The organism is Paraburkholderia flagellata (assembly GCF_021390645.1).
Taxonomy (GTDB): Bacteria; Pseudomonadota; Gammaproteobacteria; order Burkholderiales; family Burkholderiaceae; genus Paraburkholderia; species Paraburkholderia flagellata.
Window position 1 is genome coordinate 528,798 of sequence record NZ_JAJEJT010000004.1, and the last position, 17,572, is coordinate 546,369.

Annotated in this window: 18 protein-coding genes; 11 read left to right on the plus strand and 7 right to left on the minus strand. The window is 62.0% G+C overall.

What is annotated here, in order from left to right:
* Positions 1–241 precede the first annotated feature (241 nt).
* The 5 genes from L0U83_RS32985 (at position 242) to yicI (ending at position 6,831) form a co-directional block, all read left to right on the plus strand.
* Complete coding sequence (locus tag L0U83_RS32985; protein ID WP_233888365.1) at positions 242–1,453, plus strand: ABC transporter substrate-binding protein; 1,212 nt, start codon at positions 242–244, stop codon at positions 1,451–1,453.
* An 83-nt stretch (positions 1,454–1,536) separates the two neighbouring features.
* Entirely contained in the window at positions 1,537–2,475 is a 939-nt protein-coding gene (locus L0U83_RS32990) for a carbohydrate ABC transporter permease (RefSeq protein ID WP_233888366.1), read from the plus strand.
* Between the two features lie 60 nt (positions 2,476–2,535).
* On the plus strand, positions 2,536–3,348 hold the full coding sequence (locus tag L0U83_RS32995; protein ID WP_233888367.1) for a carbohydrate ABC transporter permease: 813 nt from the start codon (positions 2,536–2,538) through the stop codon (positions 3,346–3,348).
* An 18-nt stretch (positions 3,349–3,366) separates the two neighbouring features.
* Complete coding sequence (locus tag L0U83_RS33000; RefSeq protein ID WP_233888368.1) at positions 3,367–4,446, plus strand: ABC transporter ATP-binding protein; 1,080 nt, start codon at positions 3,367–3,369, stop codon at positions 4,444–4,446.
* Between the two features lie 54 nt (positions 4,447–4,500).
* Positions 4,501–6,831 (plus strand): alpha-xylosidase, encoded by a 2,331-nt coding sequence (gene yicI, locus L0U83_RS33005; RefSeq protein WP_233888369.1) that lies wholly within the window; start codon positions 4,501–4,503, stop codon positions 6,829–6,831.
* Between the two features lie 114 nt (positions 6,832–6,945).
* On the opposite strand, the gene L0U83_RS33010 is transcribed toward yicI, so the two are convergent.
* Together L0U83_RS33010 and L0U83_RS33015 are read right to left on the minus strand one after the other, a co-directional pair.
* Positions 6,946–7,212, minus strand: a complete 267-nt coding sequence (locus L0U83_RS33010) for a DUF4148 domain-containing protein (protein WP_069265932.1) — start codon at positions 7,210–7,212, stop codon at positions 6,946–6,948.
* A 192-nt stretch (positions 7,213–7,404) separates the two neighbouring features.
* Positions 7,405–8,391 (minus strand): GGDEF domain-containing protein, encoded by a 987-nt coding sequence (locus L0U83_RS33015; protein WP_233888370.1) that lies wholly within the window; start codon positions 8,389–8,391, stop codon positions 7,405–7,407.
* A gap of 358 nt (positions 8,392–8,749) precedes the next feature.
* On the opposite strand from L0U83_RS33015, the gene L0U83_RS33020 reads away from it, so the two are divergent.
* From L0U83_RS33020 to L0U83_RS33045, 6 genes are all read left to right on the plus strand, one after another.
* Positions 8,750–10,003: a serine hydrolase domain-containing protein gene (locus tag L0U83_RS33020; protein WP_233888371.1), complete on the plus strand. Its 1,254-nt coding sequence runs from the start codon at positions 8,750–8,752 to the stop codon at positions 10,001–10,003.
* A 13-nt stretch (positions 10,004–10,016) separates the two neighbouring features.
* On the plus strand, positions 10,017–10,940 hold the full coding sequence (locus tag L0U83_RS33025) for an AraC family transcriptional regulator (RefSeq protein WP_233888372.1): 924 nt from the start codon (positions 10,017–10,019) through the stop codon (positions 10,938–10,940).
* A gap of 95 nt (positions 10,941–11,035) precedes the next feature.
* The gene (locus L0U83_RS33030) at positions 11,036–11,833 is read left to right on the plus strand and encodes an acetoacetate decarboxylase (RefSeq protein ID WP_373321157.1); all 798 of its coding nucleotides are present in this window, start codon (positions 11,036–11,038) and stop codon (positions 11,831–11,833) included.
* On the plus strand, positions 11,826–13,127 hold the full coding sequence (locus L0U83_RS33035) for a DUF3734 domain-containing protein (protein WP_233888373.1): 1,302 nt from the start codon (positions 11,826–11,828) through the stop codon (positions 13,125–13,127). The genes L0U83_RS33030 and L0U83_RS33035 overlap by 8 nt, the downstream gene beginning before the upstream one ends.
* Positions 13,128–13,213: 86 nt before the next feature.
* On the plus strand, positions 13,214–13,609 hold the full coding sequence (locus L0U83_RS33040; protein WP_233888374.1) for a hypothetical protein: 396 nt from the start codon (positions 13,214–13,216) through the stop codon (positions 13,607–13,609).
* A gap of 154 nt (positions 13,610–13,763) precedes the next feature.
* A complete protein-coding gene (locus L0U83_RS33045; RefSeq protein WP_233889116.1) occupies positions 13,764–14,309 on the plus strand; it encodes a 4-hydroxylaminobenzoate lyase in 546 nt (181 codons plus the stop codon).
* 9 nt (positions 14,310–14,318) lie between these two features.
* Here the strand turns inward: L0U83_RS33045 and L0U83_RS33050 are convergent, their stop codons facing one another.
* From L0U83_RS33050 to L0U83_RS33070, 5 genes are all read right to left on the minus strand, one after another.
* On the minus strand, positions 14,319–15,005 hold the full coding sequence (locus tag L0U83_RS33050) for a type 1 glutamine amidotransferase domain-containing protein (protein WP_233888375.1): 687 nt from the start codon (positions 15,003–15,005) through the stop codon (positions 14,319–14,321).
* Positions 15,006–15,100: 95 nt separating this feature from the next.
* Positions 15,101–15,607 carry a DUF3331 domain-containing protein gene (locus L0U83_RS33055; protein WP_233888376.1) on the minus strand — a complete coding sequence of 169 codons (507 nt, stop codon included), beginning with the start codon at positions 15,605–15,607 and terminating at the stop codon, positions 15,101–15,103.
* Between the two features lie 85 nt (positions 15,608–15,692).
* Positions 15,693–15,926 (minus strand): tautomerase family protein, encoded by a 234-nt coding sequence (locus L0U83_RS33060; RefSeq protein WP_201699100.1) that lies wholly within the window; start codon positions 15,924–15,926, stop codon positions 15,693–15,695.
* 80 nt (positions 15,927–16,006) lie between these two features.
* On the minus strand, positions 16,007–16,717 hold the full coding sequence (locus L0U83_RS33065; RefSeq protein ID WP_233888377.1) for an SDR family NAD(P)-dependent oxidoreductase: 711 nt from the start codon (positions 16,715–16,717) through the stop codon (positions 16,007–16,009).
* 313 nt (positions 16,718–17,030) lie between these two features.
* Positions 17,031–17,453: a VOC family protein gene (locus L0U83_RS33070; protein WP_233888378.1), complete on the minus strand. Its 423-nt coding sequence runs from the start codon at positions 17,451–17,453 to the stop codon at positions 17,031–17,033.
* Positions 17,454–17,572: the final 119 nt, after the last annotated feature.

Genomic DNA, 17,572 nt, shown 5'->3' on the forward strand with positions numbered 1-17,572 from the left:
GTGCACGCGGCTTAAGGCATTGCGGTTTCCGCGAATCGATATTGCGATTTTCGCAGGCGGCTTGACATCGCCTGCCTCAGAAGCAACTATTTGGCTGTTTTCCGGAAACGTTTCCGGAAAACGCGGTTTCAGCGACACGGCGCAGGCCAGATATCGCGAACCGAACAAGACGGCTCCCGCATCGCCACAGAAAAGAGCCTGAAACAAAGCGCGATTCTCAACGCGCAAAAACGGAGACAGCATGAAGAAGCTACTTGCCGCATCCGCGGCCATTGGTTTGGCATTCTCGCTTTCCTGTGCGTCGCTGCACGCCGCGACGCTCTCGGTCTGGGCCGTGGACGAGCCCGACGACTACACCGCGAAAATGGCGCAGGAATTCGGGAAGCTGCATCCCGATGTCCATGTGCAGATCCGCAAGGTGGGTTTTGCAGCGCTCAACGACGAAACCATGCGCGCCGTGATGTCCGGCAACATGCCGGACGTCGTGCCGGTCGACAACCCGAACACGGCGATGTTCGCTTCGAAGGATGCACTGCTCGATCTCGGCCCGTACCTCGCGAAGTCGAAGGTCATCGACGCGAAGCAGATCTTCCCCGGCCCGCTGAAAAACGCCAGCTGGAACGGCAAGGTCTATGCGATTCCGCGCGGCACGAACACGCTCGCGCTGTACTACAACAAGGACATGTTCAAGGCGGCGGGTCTCGATCCCGAGCATGCACCGCAGACCTGGGACGAACTTTATACGGACGCGCAAAAACTCACCGACGCCAAGAAGGGCGTGTACGGTCTCGCGTTTTCCGCCATCAATACGGAAGAGGGCGTGTTCCAGTTCCTGCCGTTCGTGCAGGCCGCGGGCGCCGACTGGGACCGCATGAGCGACCCGGGCGCGGTGCGCGCGGCGGCCTTCTGGCAGAAGCTGCTGGACAGCAAGGTGGCGTCGCCGGACACGCTCACGCATAGCCAGTCGGAGGCGGCGGCCACGTTTATCAACGGCAATGCCGCGATGGACATCGACGGTCCGTGGGAACTGGGCGCCGTGGACAAGGGCGCGAAGTTCAAATGGGGCGTGGCGCTCCTGCCGGTAGAGAAGGCGGGCGGCCCGCGCGCCTCGGCGCTCGGCGAACAGAACCACGCGATCCTGCGCGGCGCGAAGAATCCGGATGTGGCGTTCCAGTTCCTCGAGTACATGTATGCGCAGCGCGGCCGCGACTGGAACGAATTCGGCATGCTGCCGCCGTCGAAGGACACCGTGACGCCGGACCCGAAGTGGCCGCAGGCGTACAAGGTCTTCAACGAGCAGATGCAGTACGCCCGTCCGCGTGGTCCGAACCCGAACTGGCCGAAAATCTCGAAGTCGATTTCCGACGCGATCCAGTCCGTGCTGACGCATCAGGCCACGCCACAACAGGCTATGCAGGCGGACGCGCAGACCGTTCAGGCCGCTGCCAAGTAAGCATTCCGAAGTATGGCATTGAGGTTGCCGCCCGAGGTGCTCCCGCGCTTCGGGCGCCATCCCGCCTTTGAGCGAAGAACGCCATGAACACTCTTTTGCGCCGTGCTCCGCGCGACCCGGCAGCAGGCCTACTGCGCCGCTTTCCGCGTGCCCATGCCTTCGAGATTTCGCTGGCGGTGTTCGCGCTGCTCTATCTGCTGGTGTTTGCTGGCCTGCCGCTCATCTACAACATCGTGCTGTCGTTTCAGCAGGTCGATTTGATGGCGCCTGCCACGCTGCTGCGGCCGTTCGTCGGGCTCGCGAACTATCGCGACGTGTTCAGCCGCCCCGAGATGCATCAGGTAATCGTGAACACGGTGTTGTTCGTTGGGTTGTCACTCGTCTTTCAGGTGGTGATCGGCTTTCTGCTGGCGCTTCTGTTTGCGCAGGATTTTCCGTTTGCGAGCCTCATGCGCGGCCTTTTTCTCGCGGGCTGGATCATGCCGGGGCTCGTGGTCGGCGTAATCTGGAAGCTGATTTTCGCGGGCGATTATGGCGTGCTCAATCACGTGCTGATGCAAACGCACATCCTGCAAGAGAAAATCTTCTGGCTCTCCGATCCGCACTGGTCGCTCTATGCGGTGATTGCCGCGAACGTGTGGCTTGGCGTGCCGTTCAACATGCTGCTACTCTCGGTGGGGCTCGCGGCCATTCCGGCCGACCTGTACGAAGCGGCCGAACTCGATGGCGCGAATGCGCTGCAACGTTTCATCGGCATCACGCTGCCGATGATGAAAGCGACGCTCGGCGCCGTGATCGCATTGGGCGCGATCCTGACGATGCAGCAGTTCGACCTGATCGCGGCGCTCACGCAAGGCGGTCCGGCCAACTCGTCGCTCGTTGCGCAGTACTGGTCGTGGCAGCTTTCCCTGCAGACCTTCGAGGTGTCGGCGGGCTCCGCGGTGGCCACGGTCATGCTGGTGCTCGTGCTGATCGTTGCGGTGATCTATGTGCGCTCCACGCGCAACGAAAGGATGGTCTGAGATGAAACAGCCCTCACATTCGCTGCGCTCACTACCGCCGAAGGCCCTGCGGAGGCTGGCATGAAGCGCTATGTGCTGTTCGTCGTCGCGCTGTGCGTCACGGCGGTTTATCTGTTCCCGCTGTACTGGATGTACATCACTGCGTTCAAGAGTGCGAGCGAGATGTTCCAGTATCCGCCCACGTTCTGGCCGCAACATCTGCAATCGCATTTGTGGCAGGTGTTCAGCAGCAGCGGCATGGGCCGCTTCCTGTGGAACTCGTTCGTGACCGCATGCGGCACGGTGGCGGTGACCGTGTTCGTCGGAACCGGCGCCGCCTACGCGCTCGCGTTCGTGCAGAACCGCTGGACCAGTTTCGCGATTTTCGCGGTGCTGGTGCTCCAGGCGCTGCCTTCGAGCCTCATGGTCACGCCGATCTTCACGGCGTTCAAGAGTCTCGGCCTGCTCGATACGCCGCGTCTGGCCGTCGTGCTCGCGCAAATCACCAAGACGCTGCCGTTCTATATCGTGCTGTGCCGCCCGAGTTTCGTGCAGGTGCCACGTGAGTTGCGCGACGCGGCGCTCGTGGACGGCGCAACGCCGGCGCGCGCGTTCTTCGGCGTGATTTTGCCGCTTGCGGTCAACGGCATTCTCGTCTCGGCGATCCTCGTGTTCCTGCAGTCGTTCGGCGAGTACGTGTACGCCCGCTCACTGATTCTCGACGACCAGTATCAGACCGCCACGGTGGGCCTTTCGGCATTCGTTGGCGCGACCAAGGTCGACTGGATCGGCATCATGACCTACTCGGCCATTTTCGTCACGCCCATCCTCGTGGCGTTCATGCTGCTGCAACGCAAGATCGTCGCCGGGCTCACGGCCGGCGCGCTCAAGTAACGCCTACGGAGAATCGCTGTGGATCGCATACGGATCGAGCGCCTGAGCAAGAGCTACGGAGCCGTGCAGGTTTTGAAGGACATCGATATCAGCGTGCCCGAAGGGTGTTTCGTCGCGCTGGTCGGGCCGTCGGGCTGCGGCAAGTCCACCTTGCTGCGTACCATTGCCGGACTGGAGCAGATTTCGGGCGGCACGCTGCGTATCGACGGCCAGGTGGTCAACGACGTGCCGCCGCGCAAGCGCGACGTGGCGATGGTGTTCCAGAGCTACGCGCTCTACCCGCACATGAACATCGAAAAGAACATGTCGTACTCGCTGCGGCTGCGTCGTGCTGCACCCAAGATCATTCGCGAAAGCATAGACGGCGTGGCGCGCACGCTGGGCCTCGACAATCTGCTCGCGCGCATGCCGCGTCAGCTTTCGGGCGGACAGCGCCAGCGCGTGGCGATGGGTCGCGCAATTGTACGGAATCCGAAGGTATTTTTGTTCGACGAACCGCTTTCGAATCTCGATGCGGCGCTGCGCGTACATATGCGCATGGAAATCCGCAAGCTGCATCAGCGTCTTGGCGCGACTTCGGTGTATGTCACGCACGACCAGATCGAGGCGATGACGATGGCCGATCACGTGGTCGTGATGCGCGCCGGCGAAGTCGAGCAGCAGGGCGCGCCGCTTACGCTGTATCACCGGCCTGATAACCGGTTTGTCGCGGGCTTCATCGGCTCGCCGTCGATGAACTTCATCGAAGCCGTGATCGCACCGGACGGACGCAGCGCGCAGTTCGGCGGCACACAAGGCGCGAGCGTGCAGACACTCGACCTCGGGCGTTCGCTGCCAGCGGGCGCGGAAGTCTGGATCGGGCTGCGTCCGGAGCATTTGCAGTTGCACCACGAAGCCCGCGGTCTGCGCGGCGTCATTGACACCGTGGAGACCACCGGCTCCATGAACTTCATCGCGGCGAAGCTCGATGGCGTCGCAGCGCCCGTGATGATCGCGCAAGCCGGCATGTGCGTCATGCGCAGCGGCGAAGCGCTCGGACTCGACATTGCGAGCGAGCACATCCACGTGTTCGACAGGAAGACCGAGCGGGCGCTATAGCCAAACCGCAGGTGAATCTGGATTGGCTGTTCAATAAGCTATGAGTACATCTAAATGAAAATCAGCGATGGCAACTGGTTGATCCGGGACGGCCTGAACGTCTCGTACTCGGCGTCGCCACATAGCGTGGAGATCGTCGGCGACGAACTTCTCGTGCACGTGGCGCCGCGCGACGTTTCGAACCGCGAACGGCAACTCGACACAGGCCTCTTTACGTGGCACTTCTTTTCGCCGCGAAGCGGCGTGATCGGCGTGCGCGTCGAGCATTTCTCGGGCGTGGTCGATCGCGGACCGCATTTCACGCTTCAGCGCGAAATCACGGAAGTCGTTACGCGCAACACCGAAGATGAGGCGAGCCTGACGAGCGGTTCGCTGACCGTGCGCATCGTGAAGTCGGGCGACTGGTCGGTGGATTTTCTGCGCGACGGCGAGCGCATCACCGGCAGCGGCTTTCGCGCGAGCGGCCAGGTCCACGACGCGAACCAGCAGGGCGCCGCGTTCATGTTCGAGCGGCTCGATCTCGGCGTTGGCGAGAACGTCTATGGACTCGGCGAGCGCTTCACGGCGTTCGTGAAGAACGGTCAGGTGGTCGAAAGCTGGAACCGCGACGGCGGAACGGGCACCGAGCAGGCGTACAAGAACGTGCCGTTCTATTTGACCAACCGCGGCTACGGCGTGCTGGTCAATCATCCGGAAAACGTTTCGTTCGAAGTGGCCAGCGAGAAAGTCGCGAAGGTGCAGTTCAGCGTGGCAGGCGAACGGCTCGAATACTACGTGATCGATGGCCCTACGCCCAAAGCGGTGCTGGAGCGCTTCACTCAACTCACCGGACGGCCCTCGCTGCCGCCCGCGTGGTCGTTCGGCCTGTGGCTCACCACGTCGTTCACGACGAACTACGACGAAGCCACGGTGAATCACTTCATCGACGGCATGGCGGAGCGCGGCATCCCGCTGCACGTGTTCCATTTCGACTGTTTCTGGATGAAGGCCTTCCACTGGTGCGATTTCGAGTGGAACCGCGAGACCTTTCCGGATCCGCAGGGCATGCTTGAGCGGCTCAAGGCGCGCGGGCTGAAGATCTGCGTGTGGATCAATCCGTATATCGCGCAACCGTCGCCGCTCTTCGCCGAGGGCATGGCGAAAGGCTATCTGCTGCGCAAGCCCAACGGCGATGTGTGGCAGTGGGACCGCTGGCAGCCCGGCCAGGGCATCGTCGACTTCACGAATCCCGCTGCGGCGCAGTGGTATGCGGGACATTTGCGGCGTTTGCTGGAAATGGGCGTGGATTGCTTCAAGACGGATTTCGGCGAGCGCATTCCCACCGACGTGGTTTATCACGACGGCTCCGATCCGCAGAAGATGCACAACTATTACAGCTACCTCTACAACAAGGTGGTGTTCGACGTGCTGCGCGATGTGCGCGGCGAGGGCGAGGCGGTGGTGTTCGCGCGCTCCGGCACCGTGGGCAGCCAGCAGTTGCCCGTGCATTGGGGCGGCGACTGCAGCGCGACCTACGAATCGATGGCCGAGACCTTGCGCGGCGGCCTCTCGCTGGGCTTGAGCGGCTTCGGCTTCTGGAGCCACGATATCGGCGGATTCGAGCACACCGCGCCCGCCGACGTCTACAAGCGCTGGTGTGCGTTCGGGCTGTTGTCGAGCCATAGCCGCCTGCACGGCAGCAAGTCGTATCGCGTTCCATGGCTGTTCGACGACGAAGCCGTGGACGTGGTGCGCCATTTCACGCAATGGAAGTCGCGCCTCATGCCGTATCTGTTCGACGCCGCGCAGCAGGCGGTCGATCACGGTACGCCGGTGCTGCGCGCCATGCTGCTGGAGTTTCCCGACGACCCGACCAGCGATCATCTGGATCGCCAGTATCTGCTCGGCGAATCGCTGCTGGTGGCGCCGGTGTTCAACGCCGCGGGCGACGTGGACTTCTGGCTTCCGGCGGGGCGCTGGACGCATCTGTTCACAGGCCGGCAAGTCGAGGGCGGCCGGTGGCTGCGCGAGCGGCACGGGTTTCTGAGCGTGCCGATCTACGTGCGGCCGAATACGCTGCTCGCGATCGGGACCGAGGACCAACGTCCCGACTACGACTACGCGTCGCGCAGCGAACTGCATCTGTTCGAGCTGGCCGACGGCGCAAGCGCGGCAGCGACGCTGCGCGACGAGCGCGGCGCGAGCGTGACGCACGTGAGCGTGACCCGGCGCGGCGACGCGCTGAATGTGCGATACGACGGCGTGAAGCAGCCGTTGCCGCTGACACTGCGTCAATGGCCCGATCTGCGCGACGCTGGAGGATTCAAGACGCACGCCGGGGAATCAGGCGTGGTGGTGCAGTTGCCGGCAGGCGAGGGAGAAGTGGTTTTGCGCATCCAGGTATAGGCCGAGGATCGCGAGCGCCAGAAATGCAACTAGCCCGCCATCGCAACACACTGCAATGGCGGGCCAGGAGGCAACAGCAACAACTACAAAGCGTGGCTTATTCAGCCTGGCAACTTACTGCGCTGCTTGACCTGCTTGCGACGAACCGTTGTTCACGCCGCCCACTGCGCTGTTCTGCGCAGCGACTCGAGCTTCAGCGGCTTGAACGTTCGCCGGATATTCATTGGGGTTCGAACGTGCCGGATTGAAGCCGGCCTTTTCGACCTGGACCATGTCTGCACGGACTTGCGCGCGGGTCACGGGCTGGTTCGACTGGGCGAACACGGCAACGGGAGCGGCGAGGGCGGCAGCGATAACAACGGCTTGGACGAGCGATTTCATGACATAACCTCCAGATTTACTTTCTTCTTTAGCTGCCTACAGGGGTTGTCTGCAGCGACGAAGTCAGTTTAGGAGGGTCAGGGACTAGGGTAAATACCTAAGAAACGAATTCACTGTTTCCGCCGGAAGAACAATCCGGGCATGGCCGTGGCGCCAGCGTTTTATTTCCGAACGTGGCGGGAGCGATTGGGGTCAGACCGTGCTGGGCATCACGCCGACCGTGTCGACGAACTCCGTCTTCCCCATGCCGCGCGACTTGGCCCGATACATGGCGCTGTCTACGGCGCGCATCAAGGTTCGCGCGTCGAGTGAGCGGCTGCCGGAGCCTTCCGTGAGCAGGCACACACCAATGCTGCACGACACGGTCACCGGATAGCCGCCCACGGTGCGCATGTTGGCGAGAATCGCGTGGATGCTGTTGGCGACCGTGAGCGCGTCGTTCTTGTCGTAGATGTGACGCGCCAGCACCACGAATTCGTCGCCGCCCAGGCGTGCGAGCGTGTCGCCGCGCCGCATGCGGCGCACCAGCGCCTCGGCGAAGCTGCGCAGCAGTTCGTCGCCCACCGCGTGCCCGAAGGAGTCGTTCACTTCCTTGAAGCCGTCGAGATCGACGAGCAGCATGGCGGTGCGTTCGACTTCGCCGACGCGCGTAAAGAGCGTGCGCCCAATGGCCTGCTCGAGCCGCACGCGGTTGTAAAGCCCAGTGAGCGGGTCGGTCGACGCCTGGCGTTCGAGTCGGTGGACGAGCACCGCCAGATAGACGGACGTCGCCACGATGCTGAGCGCGATGCCGAGCCCGGCCGTGATGTTGGCGTGCCACCACGGCTGCCAGTGCATCAAGCCCATGATGCCGACGAGCGCCACGACACAGGAAAGGCCCAGCATGCGCTGGCCATAGCGGCAGCCCGCGCCGACCAGAAACCAGAAGGCCACCCACAGAAGCGGCAGCGCAGCCGTGCCGCCCGCGGCCAGCGCGGCGGTCACGATTGCCTGATCGGCGAACGTGGAGAGCGTGAGGCGCGCGAGCGAGCGCGCTGGCGCGACGGTTACCGCCGCATACGTGAGCACGCCAAACGCCACATAAACGATGACCGCAAGGAGCGTTGCGTAGACATGCGTCGAGCGATAGATCGAGCAGGCAACGAGGTAGGCGAGAAGCACGACGGAACCGAGCGTCATGCGCAGTAAGGCTTGTTCTTTTTCAGGGTCCTTCGGAAATGCGCGAAACAACGCTTTCCCGGGCCAGGAATGTGTTTCCGTTTCGCCCATGGCTGCCACCCCCGCTGTCGTTCTGTATTTTGTAGCCCGGTAGTGTACCCCACACATATTGCGTGTCGAGGCGCTAAAAAAACGAAATTGAAGCGCCGCTGGTGTCGATGCGCGTTGCATGTGCGATGAGCGCCCAGGCCGTGGCGTCGCACTGGACAACGCAATGCGACGCGACGCAATTTCGCGTCGAATGACCGATACTGTGGCGCGCATCGCGTGTAATCCATCATTTCCGAATTGGCTCGGTCAACCCGGTAAAGGAGGCGTCATGGGTAGGGAAGGTCTGGAAAAGCAGGGCATGTCGTATGAGCGGCTCGCGCGGATCGAACGTTTTCTCGACGAGAACTACGTCGCCACCGGCACGCTCGCCGGCACCGTCACCCAGGTGTGGCGGCGTGGCGAACTCGCGCTGAACTCGGTGCTCGGTCTCGCGGACCGCGAACGGCAGACGCGAATGGCCGAGGACTCGATCTTCCGCATCTACTCGATGACCAAGCCCATTACGTCGGTGGCGATCATGATGCTGGTCGAGGAATGCAAGATCGCGCTCGACGACCCGGTCAGCAAGTACATCCCGTCATGGGAAAAGCTTGGCGTGTATGCGGGCGGTTTCATGGAGAGCTTCCAGACGCGCGCGAGCGCGCGCCCGATGCGCGTGGTCGACCTGTTGCGGCATACCTCCGGCCTGACCTACGGGTTTCAGCAAAACACCAATGTCGATGCGGCGTATCGCAACCTGAAGGTGGGTGAGATTGCGACCGCGGGCACGCTCGACGAAATGATCGAGAAGCTGGCCACGCTGCCGCTGGAATTTTCGCCGGGCGAAGCGTGGAACTATTCGGTTTCCACGGACGTGCTCGGCTATCTCGTCGGCAAGGTCAGCGGCATGGCCTTCGAGGACTTTCTGAAAGCGCGGATCTTCGACCCGCTCGGCATGGTCGACACGGCCTTTTACGTGCCGCAGGAGAAGGTGTCCCGCTTCTGCGCCTGCTATGCCATCGGCGCGCTCGGCTCGAAGGTCGTCTCCGAAAAAGGACCGACGCTGCAGGACGATCCTCACACGAGCCCCTATCGCGAGCCGCCCTCGTTTGTTTCGGGCGGCGGCGGCCTGGTTTCCACCGCGGCGGACTACATGCGCTTCGCGCGCATGCTGCTGCGCGGCGGCGAACTGGACGGCGTGCGCTTGCTCGGGCCAAAGACCGTCGAGCTGATGACCGCCAATCATCTGCCGGGTGGTGTCGACCTGCCGCGCCTCTCGCGCTCGATGTTCACCGAAGCGGCTTACGAAGGCGTGGGTTTCGGGCTCGGCTTCGCCACGACGATTGCGCCTGCATCCACGCTGATTCCGGGCAGCGCGGGCGACTTCTTCTGGGGTGGCGCGGCTAGCACTTTCTTCTGGGTCGATCCGCGCGAGGACATGATCGTGCTGTTTCTCACCCAGCTCCTGCCGTCGACGGCGTACCCGATTCGCCGGCAGTTGCGCACGCTCGTCTACAGCGCGATTACGGCGTGCGGAACCTGAACGTCAAGCCGCAATGGACCCGCTTTCCGATGTGCTTTCCCTGCTGAAAGTCAAAAGCGTGCTTTCGGCGCGCTTTGAGGCTGCGGGTCCTTGGGCCCTGCGATTTCCCGCCTATCGTCATGTCAAATTCGGCGGCGTGATCAAGGGCGCTCGATGGGTATGGATTGAAGGCGCGAGCACGCCGGTGAAAATGGAGGAGGGAGACTTTTGTCTGCTCACCGACGGCTCGCCTTACTGTTTTGCGAGCGATCCGGGCGTGGCGCTGCAAGACGGAGAGCAGGTGTTTGCCAGCCACCTGGATCCAGATGGAATTGTTCGCTATGGAAGTGGCGCCATGCGCACGATTAGCGTCGGAGGACTGTTCGAATTCGACGACGACATGAGCAGCTTGCTGCTCAATTTCCTGCCTCCCCTCGTTCACGTTTGCGCGAATTCTCCGGGTGCCAGTTCGTTGAACGCGGCCCTCGAACTGATCAAGGCGGAGACGGCGTCTTTGAGGCCAGGAGCGGGGGCCATGGCGGCCGGCATTGCGAACATCGTGCTCGTGAATGTCCTGCGTGCTCATCTTGCCGCGAGCCCTCAGTCGGCCGGATGGCTAGGCGCGCTCTCGGAGCCAAAGATCGGCGCCGCGCTAAAGATGGTGCACGAAGACATCGCACGGCGCTGGAAGGTGGACGAGTTGGCTTCGGAGGTCGGCATGTCGCGCACGGCGTTCATCGAGCGCTTCAAGGAACGCGTGGGGCTGCCTCCACTGGAATATCTGATCCGCTGGCGCTTGACGATGGCGAGAGATGCCCTGAAGACAGGCAATGACAGTCTCTCGCGTATCGCCGCTGCCGTCGGCTACACGTCTGAAACCACGTTCAGCTCGGCTTTCAGGAAGATGTTTGGTCAGAGTCCCGGCCGGTATCGCTCGGCCGCGAGATCTTCCCGGTAACTGGGAGATAGATTCCTGATATCGACGGATTCTCTCGTCATGCGTGAATGAGTAGCATCTGCTGCAGTGCAACTCAATTTCGATGAGAGAACGTCATGACCCCCTTGAATCTGGCTTCGATTCGCAAAGACGCCTTTGCGATGCCTGTCCATAACCCCGCCTATCCCCGGCCGCCGTACCGCTTCATCAACCGGGAATATTTCATCATCACCTACGAGACCGATTTCGATGCGCTGCGAGTCATCGTGCCGGAGCCGCTGCGTCCGGAAAACAATCTTGTGCACTACGAATTTATTCGTATGCCGGATTCGTCGGGCTTCGGCGACTACACGGAAACCGGCCAGGTCATCACGGTGCGCGACCAGGAAGGGCGCCTCGGCAACTATACGCATTCGATGTACCTCGACGACGAAGGCCCGATTGCCGGTGGCCGCGAACTCTGGGGCTTTCCGAAGAAGCTGGCGAAACCGACCTTGAGTATCGATGGCAACGACACGCTGCTCGGCACGCTCGACTACGGCACCCAGCGGGTCGCAACCGGCACGATGGGCTACAAGCATGTGCCGCTCGATATCGAGGCCGAACGCAAGAAGCTTGCAGAGACGCCGAATTATCTGTTGAAGGTGATCCCGCACGTCGACGGCTCGGCGCGCGTATGCGAGCTCGTGCGTTTCTATTTGCGCGACGTGAGCGTGCTCGGGGCGTGGACGGGGCCGGCTGCTCTTGAGTTTCATCCGCATGCGTTGGCGCCCGTGGCCGATTTGCCAGTGAAGCGGGTGGTGAGCGCGCGGCACCTGATTGCCAATCTCACGCTGGATATTGGCGAGGTTGCATTCGACTATCTCGCTGCGAGCGATGCCGCGGAACCTGCAACAAGGAGCCGTGATGCGTAGCCGCACACATCAAACCGAACGGCAGCCGGATGCGTTCATGCTGCCGCAATACGACGAAGTCGCTCTGGTGCTTCAGGGCGGTGGTGCGCTCGGGTCCTACCAGGCCGGCGTGTACGAAGGCCTGGCCGAGATCGGTGTGCACCCGCGCACGATCTCCGGCATTTCGATCGGCGCACTCAACACCGCCATCATCGCTGGCAACGCACCGGAAAACCGCGTGGCCGCCTTGCGCGGTTTCTGGAACCGCATTTGCCATCCGCGCGACTGGGTCGGTGGACTGGGTGCATGGATGCCACCCGTGTTCGGTATGCACGACCTCTCGCGCAAGTGGGCCAGTGTGTGGGCGGCCGGGCGCGCCTTGACCGAGGGCCAGCCGGGTTTTTTCTCGCCGCGTGTGCCGTTGCCGATGGCGGGTTTCGGCAAACAAGGCCCCAACGTGGTCAGCTATTACGACACGGCCGCGTTGAGGCAGACGCTGCTCGAGTTCGCCGATTTCGACCGGATCAACGACGGCGACACCCGTGTATCGGTCGGGGCGGTGAACGTGCGCACCGGCAACCTGGTGTACTTCGACAACACGAAGATGCGCTTGAAGCCCGAGCATTTCATGGCTTCGGGAGCGTTGCCACCGGGGTTTCCGGCGGTCGAAATCGACGGCGAATATTACTGGGACGGCGGCCTCGTGTCGAACACGCCATTGACCGAGGTGCTGCGCGATGCGGACCACAAGAACGCGCTGGTGTTCCAGGTCGATCTCTGGAGCGCGAGTGGCAATGCGCCAGGCGATTTCTTCGACATCTCCGCGCGCGCCAAGGATATCCAGTATTCGAGCCGCACGCGCGCGGTGACCAGCATGCTGGCGGATCGCCAGAAGCACGCCCGGTTCATCAAGGAGTTGCTCGCGCACATTCCCGCGGAGTTGCGCAGGACCGATCCGTTGTTTCGTCTTGCTGAAGAGGCGGCCGACGGCAGCGCGATCAACGTGGTGCACCTCATCTACAAGAACAAGCCCTATGAGGGACACTATAAGGACTACGAATTCAGTATCGACACAATGCGGGAGCATTGGGATAGCGGTCTCGAAGATATTCGCGATTCGTTTTCCCATCGCGAGTGGTTCGACGTGCCAAGCCGCGAGCAGGGTTTCGTCACGCACGACGTGCATCGCTTACCGGGCTCCGTGCCGCAGTGCGATCGCGACGCGCTCATATCGCCCCTCGCGGAAGAACGAAAAGTCGCCGATGGCAGGCAGGAGAGCGAGACGCGCGAACCGGCCGGAGAAAGCATATCGTGAGTGAAGAGCCCTATCGCCGCGCTGTGGACTGCCTGCGTGAGGGACCTTTGCGGACGCCGTGGGGCTATATTTTTCGCAGCATCGCCATGATCGTGCTGGCGGTTTCTCCGGCGATCATCTGCGCCTGCATTGCGCAGGCTTCAGGACGGTGGGACCTGTTCGAGCGGTCTGGATCGGTCATCACGATTACGGGCCTTTTGCTGGCGTCGCGCCGCTATCTCGAGCACACCGTGACGGATCTGGTGGTCGCTCACGCAAACGGTGACGCCAGTTTCAAGCCCCATCACGCGTTGAGCGAGGTCCTCGCAGCCAGGCGCGGGCTGACGCTTTCCGCGTTTGGCACGCTCATTTGGGGGTGGGGTACATTTCTGCGGTGGTGGAGCTTCGGCGTGCTGGCGTTGTGGATGGCATTCGTGGTGTACCGGGCATTTCGCGACCCGGTTTTGCAGCGCACCCGCGAAGACGTCGACCTGTTGCCATGAAAAATATGGACGATGCGATAGGAAATCTGGCCAATTGATGATGGATCGCGCGGACGGCATGAGGAAGAATGGTTGCACGCGGACAGCGCCGCGTGCTCGCGCCTCACTCGCGTCGAGCGTTCCGTTTTCGATGCTCACAAGTGCCATGTCAACTATGCCGCAGATCCAATACGCCAATAGCAAGGACGAGTTCGTCGCCCGCCTCATCCCCTTTCTCCAGGAGGTCAAGGATATGACCACGGGCATGGAGACCGAGCAATGGCTGAATGCGAAATACGGTGTTGAAAGCGCGTTGTACCAGGACCTGGCGCGACGGATTACGCTGGGCGTGAAGGAAGGCTGGGCGGCCGACATCGAGATCGCCGGTCCGCGTTATCGTCGTTCACTTGTTGTCGCGCCCAGCGCTGAAACATTCTTCTTCAGCGCCACAGCGGTGCTGCTTGACAGCACGGATAACGCCCAGCACAACCCGGAAGGCAGCTTTCGCGCCGACTTCCATTTTCACCCGTACGGCGAGATCAATCTCGTCGTGCCGCTGAATGCAGGCGCTGCGCTCGCGGGGCCAAACGGCTGGTGTCATGGTGGTTGGACGGCGCCCGCGCCGGGCAGCCGCCACTTTCCGGAGGTCAAGGCAGGCGCCGTTATCTCGCTCACGTTCTTGCCCGCGGGGCGCATTGCGTTCGGCAAGTCGCCAGCGTGAGGGCTGAACTCACTGACGCTTGCCCAACTTTTCCAGTAACGCTTTGGCAGCCGGCCCCGACGACGCGGGGTTCTGCCCGGTAAGCAGCAGCCCGTCTTCGAGCACATACGGTTGCCAGTCGGGGCCCTTCGAAAAGTTTGCGCCCTTGGCCTTGAGTTCGTCTTCAACGAGGAACGGCACCACTTTGGTCAGGCCGACCGCTTCCTCTTCGCTATTCGTAAAGCCCGTGACCGACTTGCCATTGACGAGCGGCTTGCCATCGGGACCTTTGACGTGCCGCAGAACCCCCGGCGCATGGCATACGAGATCAACGGGTTTCCCGGCTGCGATCGTACGCTCGATCAGGCCGATGGAATCGCGGTCTTCAGCGAGATCCCACATCGGACCGTGGCCGCCCGGGTAGAAGACGGCATCGTATTCGCCATTGGCGACATCCTTGAGCTTCGCTGTGTTGCCTAGATCCGCCAACGCAGCGGCGTCGGCTTCGAAGCGACGCGTCAGGTCAGTCTGAAAGTCCGGCTCGTTGCTCTTGGGGTCGAGCGGCGGTTTCCCGCCCTTGGGCGACGCGAGCACGATCTGCACGCCGGCGTCCTTGAACACGTAGTAGGGCGCGGCGAGTTCCTCGAGCCAGAAGCCGGTCTTGCGTCCGGTATTGCCCAGTTCGTCGTGCGAAGTCAAAACCATCAGAATCTTCATGACGCTCTCCTTGAATACGTTTGCACTGCTTCAGAATGCAGAGAATTTCCGCCTGCGCCCCTGGCGTGCCGAATCGCACTACCGAACGGCTTGCCTCAGGCCAAAGCAGAAAGATGAATCATGGCGTTCACGTTCACGGGAAGGACAGGCGTGCGGGTGTAAGGCCGGTAGATGATATCGCCGCGGCGGATTGCCTTGCCGCTCACTGCGCACACCCCCGCTCGGCGTGCCTTTGCGCAGACCCAGATTTGATAGCCGTAGTGGCACGAGGCGGAGCACCAGCGCAACGCGATGGTTCTGGGGGAAAGGTGTTCGAGGAGCGTGATGACGGCTGCGCAGGGCGCGTCGCCCGCCGCATCGCGCGCTTCGCGGCTTCTACGGCACCTTCCGTCGTGACGGGGTGGCTCGGCAATGCGTGGCCCGGGCGCGAGATCAGCGCGACTGACGGTCTGCGCGCAGGGTTCCTTCGCGCAAAGCCTGTCGAGTAGCAGGAGCGTCTGCTCCCATGGGTCCGGGCGCAAAGCGAGCTTGCCGCCCGTCATTTCACGCGCGCCAGCGCCGCTCCCGCTCGAGCGTGTTCGAAGTCCGTCGTCCGTGTTCATGCGAGGCCTCAGATGAAAATTGACAGCGCCACGATGTGTCCGGTGCATTTGTGCGCGAAGCCCGCTCTCGAGCAGGCCGCGCGCATTACTTGATGAGACCCTTCTGTCTGCGATAGACGTCGGTAGGCAGGCCGCCCCATCCCCAGTTTTCCGTTGGCACCTCTTCAATGACGACGAAGGTCGCCTCCAGCGGTTTGTTCAACACGTCGAGCAATAGTTGGCTCACGCCCTTGATGAGCTGGGCCTTTTCGTCCGACGTGACGGAATCTGTGCCGGGCTTGGTGCCCTCGCGTGTAACCTGAATTGTGACGATCGGCATTTCGCTTTCCTCAATGATGATCGTTGGAAGGAGCGCCGGTGTCCGGCGCTCCTCTTTGGCTCGGTGGTGCGCAGTGCGGCTTAGTGACCCGCGATCTGGCCGCCGTCTACGTGAAGGATTTCACCCGTCACAAAGGGGGCCGAGTCGAGATAGAGGATGGCGTTCACAATGTCGCTCATCTCGCCCATATGGCCCATCGGGTGCAGCGCGCCAAGCGCCGCGTGAGTTTCGGGCGCGTGCATCGGCGACTTGATGATGCCGGGCGACACCGCGTTCGCGCGAATGCCGCGCTTTGCATACTCGATAGCCAGCGAGCGCGTTGCGGCGGCGAGACCGCCCTTGGTCAGCGACGCCAGCACCGACGGTACACCGTCGATCGCGTGATCGACGAGCGTCGTCGTGACGCTGAGGACGTGGCCGCTCTCGTGCTTTTCCATCTCCGCAATCGCGAGCTGCGTGATATGGAAGAAGCCGCCGAGGTTGATGCCCGTGATCGCGGCGTAGTCTTCTGCGGTGTATTGCGTGAACGGCTTCGCCAGGAAAATGCCCGCGTTGTTGATGAGCGTATCGACGCGGCCAAAACGCGACACGGCCGTTTCGATGACACGGCGCGCCGTGGCCGGGTCGGCGATGTCGCCGGCCACGGCGACGAGATTGCTATCGTCAGTCTGTTTGATGTTGCGCGATGTTGCGACCACGTTGTAGCCGAGTGCGCGGAATGCCTTGGCCGTTTCGGCGCCGATGCCTTGTGATGCACCAGTGACCACGACGACTTTGGGGGCTTGACTCATATGAACCTCGAAGTAAGTTGGACTCTATTTCCGATCGGGCTGACCGCTCCGATGACGATCAATTTACGCACGCGCGCTCCCGTTTTGAATACAGGACGCGGACAAACAGTTGTGAGTCACAGGAACAAATGGGAACGATGTGGGCATAGAGACGCCCGGCGGAAATGTTCGCGGGAATGACCCTCAAATAACTTCGGATAACTGATTAAAAAACCGGCCTTAGCGCGCGAGTGCTCACGCGCAGGTCAAGCTGGATAGGCGAAAGAGGCGGCCGTGGCGCGTACGCCTGGCCGCTGGCGAGTCGATGCGGGGTTCAGGAAGCCTGCGTGCGCGGATCGTGGTCGAATTCAAGCCTGATCCCGCCCGGTTCGTACACCATGGTGTGGCGTTTCGGCCCCGGCCCGAGGTCCTCCGGCGCAAATTCAATTTTCACGCCGGGCCACTCGGACACGCGAGAAAAGACATCGTTGAGCGCTTCTTCGCTGGCTACGCGCAATGCAAGATGATGCAGGCCGACGTGGGTCTTGCGGTCGAATTCGACCAGGCGGGTCGGGTCGGTCACTTGCCAGAGGGTCAACATGACGTGCCCGTCCGAAACGAACGCAGCCGGATAGCTGGGCCTTTCGCCAACCTGTTTCCAACCCAGACAATTCACGAAAAAGTCACGGGTGAGGTTCAGATCGCGTACAGTCAGCCCGACATGATCAATGCCCAGCGTAAGCGGTTTGTCAGTCATGCTTCAATTCTCCTGAGAAATGAGTGCTGCCATCCGTACGGGTCAAATCTCTGCAGAAACAATATAGCTGCGAAGAACGGCGTCGATAATCGCTTGCCCGTCACATCACTTTTTACATG